The 14,145-nt window shown below is 32.3% G+C and carries 9 protein-coding genes; all 9 read right to left on the bottom strand.

Annotation, left to right across the window (positions count from 1 at the left end; all coding sequences use genetic code 11):
- Positions 1-11: 11 nt before the first annotated feature.
- Positions 12-3,209 carry a glycosyltransferase family 2 protein gene (locus G622_RS24375; RefSeq protein ID WP_026509905.1) on the bottom strand — a complete coding sequence of 1,066 codons (3,198 nt, stop codon included), beginning with the start codon at positions 3,207-3,209 and terminating at the stop codon, positions 12-14.
- A gap of 21 nt (positions 3,210-3,230) precedes the next feature.
- A complete protein-coding gene (locus G622_RS24370) occupies positions 3,231-5,744 on the bottom strand; it encodes a polysaccharide pyruvyl transferase family protein (protein WP_049945708.1) in 2,514 nt (837 codons plus the stop codon).
- An 82-nt stretch (positions 5,745-5,826) separates the two neighbouring features.
- Positions 5,827-6,948: an FkbM family methyltransferase gene (locus G622_RS25195; RefSeq protein ID WP_081675198.1), complete on the bottom strand. Its 1,122-nt coding sequence runs from the start codon at positions 6,946-6,948 to the stop codon at positions 5,827-5,829.
- Between the two features lie 13 nt (positions 6,949-6,961).
- Positions 6,962-7,558 (bottom strand): D-sedoheptulose 7-phosphate isomerase, encoded by a 597-nt coding sequence (gene gmhA, locus G622_RS0105755; protein ID WP_044957186.1) that lies wholly within the window; start codon positions 7,556-7,558, stop codon positions 6,962-6,964.
- Between the two features lie 110 nt (positions 7,559-7,668).
- Positions 7,669-8,901, bottom strand: a complete 1,233-nt coding sequence (locus tag G622_RS0105750; protein WP_026509902.1) for a hypothetical protein — start codon at positions 8,899-8,901, stop codon at positions 7,669-7,671.
- A gap of 76 nt (positions 8,902-8,977) precedes the next feature.
- Positions 8,978-9,949, bottom strand: coding sequence for an ADP-glyceromanno-heptose 6-epimerase (gene rfaD, locus G622_RS0105745; protein ID WP_026509901.1), 972 nt, complete (start codon positions 9,947-9,949; stop codon positions 8,978-8,980).
- A complete protein-coding gene (gene rfaE2, locus G622_RS0105740) occupies positions 9,949-11,397 on the bottom strand; it encodes a D-glycero-beta-D-manno-heptose 1-phosphate adenylyltransferase (protein WP_049945711.1) in 1,449 nt (482 codons plus the stop codon). Before rfaE2 ends, rfaD begins: the two co-directional genes overlap by 1 nt.
- Entirely contained in the window at positions 11,369-12,775 is a 1,407-nt protein-coding gene (locus G622_RS0105735; RefSeq protein WP_026509899.1) for a glycosyltransferase family 9 protein, read from the bottom strand. The genes rfaE2 and G622_RS0105735 overlap by 29 nt, the downstream gene beginning before the upstream one ends.
- A 100-nt stretch (positions 12,776-12,875) precedes the next feature.
- Positions 12,876-14,066 (bottom strand): glycosyltransferase family 2 protein, encoded by a 1,191-nt coding sequence (locus tag G622_RS24365; protein WP_049945707.1) that lies wholly within the window; start codon positions 14,064-14,066, stop codon positions 12,876-12,878.
- Positions 14,067-14,145 lie beyond the last annotated feature (79 nt).

Raw genomic sequence — 14,145 nt, 5'->3', positions numbered from 1 at the left:
TTGCTCAAAAATCAATCTTCTTTACTTCGAATATTATTTATGGCCTCAATAGTTCGATTCCAATATTTATTCTTGAATAACGAATACTCTCTATCATAGTTCTGATAATAATCGTAATCATCTTTATTGAAAATTATGTTGTTATATAAATCCACGTATATAACATTTTCCTGAATAGGATTTGCATTCTTCGCATGATCAACAATTACAATATCCTGATACTCAACGTCATTCGTATTTTTTTGCATTACAACATTAGTACTATCCATTTTCATATTTATAGAATAGTCCAACCCAGGTACCAACTGCTCCAAGTGTTCTTGTAAATGTTCCCCTCTCCAAATATCCAGTCCTGCATCAACAGTGATTTGTATCTTTTTCTTTTCTTTTATAACATTCATCAATTGCGAATCTTTACAATTTGTTGTTTCAACAATTCTTCCCCTTAATGCCTTACCCCTTCTATCTTCAATGAAATCCTCTAATATATATTTGTTTACTTCATAAACGTCAGTACTTCCATCTCTTCTTGCACCATACATAAATGAAAAGCACTCGTTTAGTACATGTTCTGCAAATCTTTCTATATCCCACTTTGGTATATATCTTGCAAAAAATCTATACCTGTTCCTATTAAAGTAATATCTTGCAAAAGTATTCTTTGCTGAAGACCTGCCCATTCCACTCTTATGCCACGCTCTAGCCTGACCAAGTGAAACACATCTCAAACCAGATCTTCTTATTAGATACCCCATCTCAACATCATCAAAATAAATAAAACATTTAGGATTCATTCCTCCTGATGCCAAAAGAGCATTTCTGGTAATCATCGCTGCAGTCGTAGGACAAAAATCACTCTCTACAGCATTTCTTGACTCAGGATATTCAGGTGTATTCAACCACATTGAATATATATTATAATTTCTGAAATCTATTTCCCGCTCAAAGTCAAGTACCAAATCATCTCTTCCATTAACCATTATTTTAGCTGAGACCATTCCCACATCCATATGTGCTAACAAGTACTCATACATAAGATTTATGCTATATGGAGCCAAAAAAGCATCATGATCTACAGCCATTATAAATTCATAACCTTTATCTAAAGCATAATTAAACCCTGTATTGAAACCTCCTGCGCCTCCGAGATTTTCAGTATTTCTGATTATTGTTATCTTATTCCCAAAATTCTCTTCAAGAAGTTTTATTGAATCATCCTCTGAAGCATTATCTACTACGATCACATCATAATTATCACAGTCTGATTGCAAAATATGATTAACACAATTTACTGTGTCGTTTCCACCATTATAATTGCAAATAACAATGCCTATATCATTATGTTTCCTTTCGGATAATATTTCATCAAGTCTACGATCTATAGCATTAGAGATAAAAGCATCATTACCTTCATCAAACTGCAATTCTATGAGATTTTTTTTTGAGAATTCCATTCTTCTCAAGCTATAATATCTATATGGATGATTACCTATATCACCTACTTCGCGCTTCCAAGTGGGGTAAAAAATAAACTTCCATGCACTGGAAGTTGAAACTATGTCACAAAGCCCACTTCTTAAGCCAATAAAGAAACCCGCCTTATTAACAAAATCGATTACAATATCATAAGGCAAAAAAACACCTACTGTACCAGGAATTGCCTCTTCTTTATCGCTTCCAATATTGGTACATACATCAAACCCTTTATTTTTCAAACATTTGACAATCCGATACCAAGTATTATCAGTTATACTAGCAACGCTCGTCGCATATGGAGACAACAAAACTGTTCTACCTTTTCTAAGTCCATACTTAACAAAAATTTCATCTGAATTATTATTAGAAATCTTAGGTACTGTAATTTTCTTACTAGTTCTAAAAACAAAGCGCTGGAACATGGTATGCAAATCAATATCTCTACAGCCCCTTACCTGAAGTACATCTTCATGATCAATGCAATCATTCAAAACGATATAATTAGCATTTTTAAATCCAACAATTCTAGCATAATTAAGAAGTTTTCTTGAATTATCCATATTAAGAATATATGAATCTAATCCAAATAACTTTAGTACCTTTTTACAGGAATTAGATGTAACGGTTATTACGAATTTATCGATATTATGTTCTTTTACCATTTCTTCCATGTACATTCCTGCTAAGTAAGCATCACCTGTGCCAGAGTATGGCAAAGACATAATTAGTTCATTTGGGAATTTGTTTCTCAAATCTATGAATACTTTCTCTCCGGCACTAAAAATTTCCTCCGGAGTTGATGATATAGCATTTTTATATTTCACACATGATTTGACATACGCTAAAAAAATATTTTCATTAACACGATATCCTATTTTTTCAAGTTGTGAACACATTTCTCTTGAATATTTAGAAGACACTATTATCTTAATGTCATCCCCATATTCATCTTTAATTTTTTCAGGGGCTATAACAGGCAGTCCCTCCACCATAGTTCCTTGCTTCTTTATATCATTGTCTATAAATGCTACAAAATTATATTCATATAGCCTTTTTTTTATTTCCAAGGATGTTTTCATAACTCCAAACATCACTAATTTATCATCTTTTTTTATATGATCATTTCCAGAAATCATGCTAGCGCATATATCGTAATATTCTTCTTTTCTACCATAAATAGCCGTTTGATAAAAATAATCATCATTTTTCTTAGCATAATGAAAATATTGAGTTTTATCTTCCAAATCATATTTTTTTATCTCTACTTCAGGCGGGGTTCTGCGAAGTCTTAAAACTGATAATGCAGCAATATCTCTGATTTCCAATTCTGAATCATCAATAATTTTACCCATATCAACATCGGATGCCATTGTCAATGAACTGACCATAACACTGCCTTTGTACAAACAAATAGTATAAAGCCTGCATAATATACCAATCATGTCTCTTTCACATGGAATAAACAAACAATAAGAAGTGGCATTCTCTCTGATATAATTTTCCGTATCTAGAGGCGCAAAAATAAAAATTCTCCCTCTACCTGCTATAGGTACTTTACACAGGTAATGGAGAACATAATAATTTAGACTTTCGCTCTCATCCGACATTATTAGAATTCTGTCTTCATCACAGATAGAATAATCTGTCATACAAGTAATAAAGTAATCAAATCCTATTTGGAGTTCTTCTACCGAATATTCTTTTTTATATGTAAGTCTGTTAGAATTTGTCATCGATTTTTCCTATAATTTGTGCTAAACATTAGCTATAAAATCTTCAATACTAATAAATTCTGTTATCCCCAACTCCACCAATTGCCTTTTTACATTATCTATAAATTCAGGATTCCACATTGTTATGATTACATAAGGCTTATTAAGTTCTTTCAACTTTTCCGGAGCAATACATATTTTCTTTTGGGAAGAAAAGAGTTTCCCCCACTTAGTACTATCATTATCACATACATAATCGATATTTATATAATTACTAATCCTATTAAATTCATTATCAAAACACATTCCCAAACCAAAAGTAACAATACTATCATAATTGTTCTTTATTCCATCTAAAAACATCTTAGATGTCCTAATTAAAGAGGCTCTCTGTTGTATATATTCTAGCCCAAATGAATCATACCAACTATCAATACAGGAACTATTTACTTTTTGTCCAATTGCATCGATCAACCAATTCTTAGATGCGCTAATCACTTTATCAAGTATATTATTTATATGCTCATAATCCCTGTTAACATAGTTCAACACATCTTCAGTAGATAACCCCATTAATTCAGGGTATGTCAATGGTTTTTCTAAATGCAACATATTTGCTAAAGAGGACATCCTATCCAAGCATGCTTGATCCTTTGAAATGCTCAGTATATTTTTTTGGAATATAACAGAAAAACAATAAGCATGAAATGAATCTGAAATAACAAGTTTACATCCTTGCAATAATTTCAACCAATCCTCCACAAAAACATCATCCTCCGTTTTTACAGTCCAATTTACTATATCAAGTCTTCCAATATCCCCAACAAATACAACATCCCATCCTTTTTCCTCTGAAATCCCATTAATTAATTTAATTAGCTCATCATTTGGCCATATAATATAACAAAAAATATAATTCTCAGGAAGATTCTTTTCGGAGTACTTTATCATGTCATAATATACACTTTTTGAAGGAAGAAAAACCGGATCCAAAACCTGCTCAGCATCAACATCAAATAGATTGTTACATATATCAACTCCAAAATCTTCTCTGACTGATATTTTTTGAAATCTTCCAAGCATATATTTCATATATCTCTTTTCTTCAGGCAAAAATGTAGCATCTCTACGTCCAAATGAAGTAGCATAAGAGATTTTTAGCTTATCTGAATCCACATAAGGTAATGTATAAACATAGACTGAATCATTAAATACGCTCCAACTCCAGAGTTGATCTGACCCTACAATAAATATATCGCATATATCATTTAATTCCTTCATAGAAATCAGATCATAATAATTTTTTCCAGCTGCTCTAGCTTTATATGGATTTTTTCGAAACAGCGTTGGCATATTTCGTCTATCCACCATCAATACATCATATCCCAAATCTGTTAAATGACGATATAGTGCATATTGTGTTAAATGCGCGCCATAATTTCTCGCTACCCAAGCTCCACATACACAAATATCATATTTTCTTTTATTCGCTCTATCAATTGATTCATTTATAGGCAAGCCATTCCTATAATAAGTGAAAAAAGTATCCTGTTCATTGTATGTTCTACGTTTCCTATAAAACATATTGCTATGTTTTGTAAAATCAAAATCTACTTCTTTACATAAACAAAATTTTTCTTTTACCTGCTCAAATAAGTTTTTCCCTTTTCCAGAATTAGTAATGACAAGGCTAGTTCCTTTATTATCATTTAATGCACGCTCTTTCTTTTCAATATTCCAAAAATCTCCTATAGTAATATCAGCTGCCCTTGGAAATCCAGCATATTTACAATCAGCGCATGCTTCTTCCCTAAACATTCCTCTTAAAAATGAAATCATATATGGATCTCGATAACTATCGATTTCTCTGCCACTATCTAAAGTGTATAATACATCACCACATCTCCATCCATATTTTTTTGCTCTGAAGTCTATTTTAGATATCTTTCCATAGCTTTTTTCCAACTCATTTAAGTATCCTTTCCATACCCCTACAGGATTATTTCCACTACAAACAAGATCAACCGTGTATAAATTATCATACTCATATTTTAGGTAATTCCTTAATGCCACAACCTGACAAGGCATTCCGGAAAACAGTACTACTCTTCCTGTCTTCAACTCTTGTTCTATCTCCCTATAGGTCTTTCCGACATAGCTTTGTACATACTTACTTTTACGAAGTTTACCCAAATCTTCAACATTATCAATGCCAATATGTATAGGCACAAAATCACTACCAAAGGCACATCCATAAATTTTTCCCCCCATTGATAATATTTTCTCAGCCAAAATAGAAAAAGCTCCACCAGAGGAGCTTTTTCTTCTTATTTCATTTCTTGCCCAAATAGCATAGCACATAGGTGTTTCTTCATTATGATTTTCCAAAAGATTCTGTTCAGGACAAACTTTTGAGCATTTTCCACACTTAATACATTTTTCTTCATCTATTAACGGTTTATAATACCCGTTATCATCAATAATCATTCTTATAGCATCTTGGGGACAAATATTCTCACAAGCGCCACAAGCCATACACCTAGATGAAATATTCATAACTGGTCTCCTTAAAGAAATCAAACATATTCTTATTCTTCTTTATATAATCTACTCCGTAAAACTGTCATAACATAAATAACTATAGTGTTGCATATAAAACTGTTTCCATATTGTTATTATTATCACTGTCATTTCTGACATATAACTTATACTCAGGAACAAGATTATGAATAAAAATTGGAATAGTGTAATAATCTTCAAAACTATGATATATACAGATGGCTAATTTGGGTTTATATCGCTTAATTGTATGTGATAATCCCTTTAATGCTCCAAGTTCTGCTCCTTCTATATCCATCTTTATCATAGTAGGAGCAATATTCAAATCATCTCCCCTGATAGATGGCACTGTTTCACTACCTTCTTCTGCCACTTTTGAAATACCAGATCCTAATGTTTCAAATGAAATCATTTCATTCTTTTCTCCAACGGCCGCCATTATCAAAGATATATCTCGATATTTTCCTGTTACCCAAAAAGACCTAAGATAATTTATCTTGTCTGCTTCTATTGCATAAATATGAGAATAATTTGGACATATTTCTATAAATTCTTTTATCGTGTTTCCATCCATAACCCCACAATCTATATAAACTTCACCTTCATTAAATGTAAAGAATGGATGCTTAAAATACCCCAAATGAGAAATATATTTGTCAGAAATTGTAAAAACACTATTATTAAAAATTCTACTAACCATTTTCCCATATACTTCTACAGACGTTTGATCCTCTAGCAGTTCAATAACCTCATTATACTCATCTTCCTTTTGAGCAACTTTAAAAGCACGTGTATTGATTACTTTATTAAAATCAAAACGTTCATCTCCCCATTCCCAACGTCCGATGAAGTATCTCGTATAAATATTTATATTTTCTATTCCAAATCTATGAAGTTCTCGGTATTTAGCTCTAATCAATCCGCTTTGTAAAGTGGCTATTAAATAGTTTACTTTATTTCCAAACTTCAGTACTATATCTTCTACACTTGAAATTTCTACCCCCATAAGTCTTTTCCCTTGCTTCTCAGGAGATGCATCACACGCACCTACTATTTTTATTCCTTTTTTTAATGCCCAAACAGCAGCTGCTGTTCCAACATCCCCACAGCATACAATCACTAGCGGATTTGTAATAAATTTTTCTTTTAAATATTCAATTTCCTTTGAATCCTCATAGATGGCTTCCATCAGTTTGCTCATTTTTTCCCCCTTTTCATTGTTCACTTAAATTATTCGTCATTTTATTTTCTACTAATTCACAAATCAAATGTATAACCATTATATGGCACTCTTGAATTCTTGCTGTATTGTTACTTGGAATAATAATTTCATAATTAGCTTCACCCTTTATTTTTCCTCCATCTTTTCCAAGAAGCGCTATTGTGCCAGCCTCTTTTTCCTTAGCTGTCTTTACTGCACGATAAACATTTTCAGAATTCCCACTTGTGCTTATGCCAACAAATACATCCCCTTTTTTTACATGTCCTTTAACCTGTCTAGCAAAGACATCTTCAAAGTTATAGTCATTTGCAATAGCTGACATAGCGACAGCATCTCCATTTAAAGCAATAGCGGGCCACGGATCTCGCTCCATCTGAAAACGACCTACTATTTCACCAGCAAAATGCATTGCATCTGCTGCGGAGCCTCCATTACCACAAATAATAATTCTCCCTCCAGATTTAAGACTATCCACAATCATGGAAGATGCTTGACTAATACTATCTGCAAGCCATTTATCACAGATTATTTGCTGTCTTATTCCTATACTATCCAAAATTCGATTGTGTATGAGTTCCAAATCATTCATTTAGTATTCCTTTAACAAAGAACTAATAACCGTTTATGACTTGTTCTTTCTCGTTTATCTACCAATAATAAAGAAACTAATAAAAAAAATATATAAATATAAGCAAATACCTACCTACATATAATTTCATCTACTTCTTCATTTAAGTAAAAATTATGGTTAATTGAATAATAGTCGAACTTTTCCTCTATTTCTTTAGGATAATATACATGTAGGCTCTTACCTCTTGATGACAAACAATCACATAGTCCACTCCTTGATGAATAAATACTATGGCATCTTTGCCCTAAAGCAATTAAATCCCTCAAAGAAACATCTATCGTTTTTGTCTGTGGTAATTGATTCGCTTCTTCAATAGCATTGCATACTACTGTCAATCCCTGCTTCCTCAAGCCATCTACTATAATAGACCAATAATCATGAGATACCTGTGGATTAGACCTAGCCTCAGGTGCTATAAGAACAATTTTGTCCCATCCACCTAAACTATCAACAATTTTTATTAGATTTTCGGTAGGTTCAATCAAATACGTCTTTGGTTCTAATTTATTACAATTAATACCAAATGATCCGGCCCTAAAATCAACTAAAGTCTCGGTTTCACTTGCAAACTCCCTGTTTCTCCGTGCATAAGATGAAACTGAAACTATTCCCTGATATGGTATCCTTGAAAAAAGTTGCTCTATAATTCCACCATTTTTTTGATCTATTTCTCTTTTATTCAGTCCCATTTGTTCGTTTTCAGCCAAAAAACCATAGTAATCAATGGTTGAATATTCTTTTATACCACATAACTCAGCTATACAATCATGGCCTTTTTTTAAAATATAGTGGACTGGGCTTCCATATTTCTTTTCAATAAGCTTTTTTAATCCCATTAAGATAAATGTATCTCCCATATGCTGATGGCAAAAAACATTAATACAATTATCTCTACGAGCACTATTTACTTCATCAAATTGCCTTTTCTGAATAGAATAGTTTTCAAAGTATTCTTTCCTATCGCTCTCTCCCCATATAATTCTTCTTTCTGAATTTGAAATAAAATAAAAATTCCCATATGGTAAATCATTTAATGCAATCTGTTTCTTGATATTGGTATAGTGTATATTCGATATACTCACAACTACTCCAATATCAGCAGCTTTCAAAAACTGTGCCATTTGTGATAACCGTATTGTTTCATTTTCCTCTTTATAATATTCATCTGATTCTACAAAACCTAAAAAAATACATCCATGCTCGATAGCTAAATCTGCTAATCTACGTTGTTTTATTCCTTTTCCGAAAATATATACTTTTTTGTACTTTGAAAAAATGGACTCTAGTATATTCTGTTGCATATAAACCCTCTCTGATTTTTATTTAATATGTCAATATTTATTTTTTGCAAACAGCACTTTCCTATTTTTCCCCTATTCAGACAACTAGCATTCTTTCCTTTGCTAAATAATTCTTAATATAATCATCCACCCCATAATTAACAGATTTGAAATCAATATTGCATCCTAGTTTACGGAGTTTATTTATATTTGCCTGCGTATAATATTGATATTTTCCTTTCAAATAATCCGGCATTTCTATATAACGTATATTAGGTGTTTTATTTATTGCCTTAAATACAGCCTTTGCGAGATTTTCAAAACTATCTGCTTTTCCAGTTCCAACATTAAAAAGTCCACTTTTATCTGGATGATCCAAAAACCACAAAATCACATCACATACATCCTTAACATAAACAAAATCCCTTAACTGTCCTCCATCTGCATATTCATCATTGTATGATTTAAATAGACGAATCTCTCCATCTTGCTTAGCCTGAATATATCCATGAAAAGCCATACTTGCCATAGAGCCTTTAAAATACTCTCCAGGTCCATATACATTAAAAAACTTTAATCCAACATGCTGACTTGGAAAAGTTTTTGCTTGATACTTAACCCACAAATCAAATAATTGTTTTGAGTATCCATAACCATTTAATGGTCTAAAAAAATCAATATCCGTTTCATCATCAAAACCATTTCTTCCATCACCATAAGTTGCAGCTGAACTGGCATAAATAAATGGAATCTTTCGCTCAGCGCAAAGATTCCATAATGACTTAGTATATTCAAAATTATTATTCCATAAATAATCAAAATCTCTTTCTGTAGTTGAAGAACATGCACCCATATGAATTATCGCATCTATATTATTTAGTTCATCAATCCTACGCCAAAGATCCTTCTTATGTATATAGGTCGTATATTTCTTCCCACATATGTTTTTCCATTTTTCGGTAGATGAAATATTATCTACTATAATAACATCTTCTATACCTCTGTGATTTAATGCTTCAACTACATTACTCCCTATGAAGCCTGCACCTCCCGTAACTAAATAACTCACTAATTCCCCTCCGATATTTTTTCAATTAAATTAGTAGTAGAATAGCCCTCTACAAATGGTATTATAACTACCTCTCCACCTCTTTCCTCAACTAGATCAGCTCCTACTATGTCTTCTATTCTATAATCACCACCCTTGACCAAAATATCAGGACACAATTCATCAATAAGATTGTATGGTGTATCATCATCAAAAAAAATAATATAATCAACAAATCCTAAAGCACTTAGCATTTCAGCACGATCTTGTTGTGGATTTATTGGCCTGTCCTTTCCTTTCAAACGTTTAATAGATGAATCACTATTAAGTCCGACAATTAAATAATCCCCTAGTTCTGATGCTTTCTCCAAGTATCTAATATGACCAACATGAAGAATATCAAAGCATCCATTTGTAAATACGACTTTACCATTCTTTATACATTCTTTTAATTCTTGGATTTGATTTACTTGGAATATCGTTTGCCTCTTTTTATCACACCTTATTTCGCTAATAAAAACTGGTGCTGTTCCCATCTTTCCAACCTGAATGCCAGCAGCTTCATTTGCTAGTCTTACAGCATCAGATATTTCCATTCCATTAGCTATCCCAACAGCCAAGTATGCTATTGAAGTATCCCCTGCACCTGAAACATCATATATTTCTTTAGCTACAGAAGATATTATCCATTCCTTTTTTGAAGAGGCCATAACCATACCATCTGCACCACATGTTGTCAGTACATATTTGCACTTGCATTTATTAAGAAGCTTCCTTGATGCATTCACAACTTGTCCAATAGAATCCACTGTTTCTCCAGTTAATTCATGTAGTTCTTTTTTATTTGGCTTTATTAAATATGCTCCTTCATACTTCTTAACGTCAGGATCTTTAGCATCTACCAAAACTGGAATATTGTTTTCTTTCGCTAAAGTAATAATCTGTTGTGTAAAATAGAACGTAAGTAAACCTTTCAAATAGTCAGACAGAATAATTACATCAAAACGTGATATCTCTTTTTTTAGTTTGCAAATGAATTCATCTGCTTTATCAATAGATAACTCCTCTTTTTTTTCTATATCCATTCTAAGAAGTTGCTGATGATTATCAGCAATAAATCTTGTCTTTGTTATAGTACTATCTAAATACTGACACATAAGAGATGTATCTATATTATGCATTCTCAATTGTTTATCAAGTTTTTCGCCAGCCACGTCTCTACCACATACCGAAACAATAGAAGCATTCTGTCCTGCTGCTGAAATATTCACCGCTACATTTGCAGCACCTCCTGGAACTGAATGTTCTCCCCTTTTCAAGAATACTGGTACTGGAGCTTCCGGCGAAATACGGCTTACTTTTCCTTCACAATATATATCAAGCATAACATCGCCAATAACTAATATATTTTTCATATGTATCTGAAGATATCCCTCATTTTTAGCCTTGACTATTTTTTTCTTTCCCATACCATCTAGAAAATGCATCAAAAACTCGTTCTGGATGTATGGATTTCATACAAACCGGTGCAGGATACTTGTAGCACCTTGTATACCAATCTGGAATGACACCGAAACACTCCCGACAGATATCTGAAGTAATATTTGTATTTTCCTTATATCCAAAAAAAGCTTCCGGGGTTGGACCAAATAAAACAAAACACTTTGTTCCTAACTGCGAAGCCATATGTACCAAACCACCCTCACAGTCAAAATGACATACTGAGTTTTTTAGTACAAACTTTATTATTTCAAGATCTAATCCAAATAAATAATCATCTGCGCCTTCTATTGCTGTAACATCTTTTGAGCCAATCTGAATTATTCTAATATTGGGGTACTTACGCTTTATCATTCGTATGAGCGTTTTATAATAATCTGAAGGCCATACTTTAGTCTGTATCTTACCCGTTCCAGTTGTATCACTTGCTCCATAGTTAAATGTTACATAGTTTGTGCCAAGCCCTAGCATTCTGTAATTATGCTCATAGTTTATATCAAGAGGAAAGTCTATTGAATTATCATTGATATCAAACGCTCCGCTTACTCCTAGTAGCGTGTAACATGAAAGTCCTTTAAGCCTGGAACGTTCCAGTTGAATTCTATTCATATACTCAGCAGGATAGCAATAAAAAAAATCTGTAATCTGGTAAATGAATAATTTCATTACAGCTTCCGCTAATAACTTTGATTTCATTCTAAGACTAACTATATTACACGAAATAATAGCCGGCTCATAGTATGACTGTATAACCAAGTCGTAACCTGATAAGTCACATTTCCTTGGATTTTGATATATTATCTGACCAAGATTCTTTTGTCCATTAAAAATATGTTCTGGAAATTCTCTAAATACTGTAAATACATCTATTATACATTTTCCTGAAATTCTTGATATTTCTTTATATAATCGCAAAGAAATAATATTATCCCCCATTACTCCTCCTGGATGAAAACCTATCTTTAACGGCCTCTCAGGATTTTCTATATATTTGTTTCTAAAAAAAACCTTATCCCCAAATTCTTCAGGATAATAACAATTTAAGTCAGCTACAATTTTTTTTTCTTCTACTCCTTTTTCTTTTAAATAATCTATTATTTCTTTTTTTATTTTATTATTTGTTACAGATACTAATACATAATCATATTCAACATCATTAAAGGAGTAATCAATATCACTAACATGGACTGGAAAATCTGGTTTAGGAGATTGATCTAAAACATCAATAATCTGGCACCACTGAAGATTATGATTTTGCAAAAATAAGTATTCTCCATTTTTACCTGCACCATACATTATTACTTTAGAATTTTGTTCAATTTTATGTACCGGGAATGCTCTCTTCACCCAAAGCCTCCATAACACATGCTAGTAGCCTAATAAACTGATTTATAGTATATTTTCAGTTATTTATCTTTTTATTACACAAATTACACTCTTTGTATTTCTATACTGAAGAAAAATCATCCCATAAACTAGTGGGTTTCTGCCATATGATTTTTTCGTCTGAAACTGAGTAATCCTCTTTTAAACTGCTCTTTATTTGTTTTGCAACAGCTTGATCCATCACTGCTATTAAAATCAAATCAAAATCTTTACTTTTTATATATTCCGGTGCGCAGACTTTGGCAAATTCATAGCGATATTTCTCATAATGCTTATCAATCCATGCAACAAGTTTAATATCTGAATATTTGACAATCTGCGAATAAAAATCTTTTCCTACTGCACCTGCGCCATATAACACTATCTTCTTATCTATCAAGTTATCTATTTTTTTCAGCTTGTATCTATGTATTGTAGCTGCATCTTTTTTTTGCTGTACATACATTGATGAAAGCTTATTCCTAACTACCCACTTCTCTAGTTCATTATCAGGAAACTCTCTAAATTCATTACTATTTTTCACAACTCTATAGATATGATTAATGGATTCATCCACACTTACGATTTGCTCTCCTACATTCCTTGCATGCGACAAAGAATCCTCCCTTATTCTATAATGTATGAGGATATCATTTATAGAAGAAAGGCGTCTTGCAAACCTTATTGTTTCAATATAAGAGACAAAGTCTTCAGCCCTCCTTATGGTATCTGGAACAAGACTATATATTTTTATAAAAAAACTCTTTTCAAATATTTTTGTAAACACAGGACTATCAAAACCACTCCTATCCTGCATCCATTTAGTCAGAATAGCATTTCTATTAGAGTCATTAACATCATAAACAAAATCCTCATATCTTATTAATTTGCTTCTATCTCCTTCAAATTGAATTCCACATTGTACGACATCTGAATGATCTTCCGTAATTCTTTTCAACAGCTTTTCTACCATATTCGGTTCGATCCAATCGTCTCCGTCAACATTTACTATATAGTCTCCTTTGGCAATAACCATACCCGCTTTTCTCGCTGATACAAGCCCACCATTAGACTTATGAATAACCTTAATTCGTGCATCTTCACATTCATATTTATCACAAATAGAAGCACATTCATCTGAAGAACCATCGTCTACCAGTATTATTTCTATATTTTCCCATGTCTGCATTACAATACTTGAGATACATTTATCAAGATATTTTTCCACATTAAAAATGGGAATAATTATGGAAACCTCAGGCTTATAAGTCATATCCTTCCACATTCTTTCTATATAGTGTTAGCATCTAATTAGTACATTTTAAAAATGAGTTAATCCCTCTTTTATCTAA

This window comes from Butyrivibrio sp. LC3010 (genome assembly GCF_000424385.1).
GTDB lineage: Bacteria > Bacillota > Clostridia > Lachnospirales > Lachnospiraceae > Butyrivibrio.
Note: the sequence above shows the minus strand (reverse complement) of the source record. Positions and strands in the feature narration are given on the sequence as shown.

What these genes read in the sequence shown, in the direction of transcription:
- G622_RS24375 (WP_026509905.1), bottom strand. Translation starts at nt 3,209, where the DNA reads ATGACAAATTCTAACAGACTTACATATAAAAAAGAATATTCGGTAGAA.
- G622_RS24370 (WP_049945708.1), bottom strand. Translation starts at nt 5,744, where the DNA reads ATGAATATTTCATCTAGGTGTATGGCTTGTGGCGCTTGTGAGAATATT.
- G622_RS25195 (WP_081675198.1), bottom strand. Translation starts at nt 6,948, where the DNA reads ATGAGCAAACTGATGGAAGCCATCTATGAGGATTCAAAGGAAATTGAA.
- gmhA (WP_044957186.1), bottom strand. Translation starts at nt 7,558, where the DNA reads ATGAATGATTTGGAACTCATACACAATCGAATTTTGGATAGTATAGGA.
- G622_RS0105750 (WP_026509902.1), bottom strand. Translation starts at nt 8,901, where the DNA reads ATGCAACAGAATATACTAGAGTCCATTTTTTCAAAGTACAAAAAAGTA.
- rfaE2 (WP_049945711.1), bottom strand. Translation starts at nt 11,397, where the DNA reads ATGGGAAAGAAAAAAATAGTCAAGGCTAAAAATGAGGGATATCTTCAG.
- G622_RS24365 (WP_049945707.1), bottom strand. Translation starts at nt 14,066, where the DNA reads ATGACTTATAAGCCTGAGGTTTCCATAATTATTCCCATTTTTAATGTG.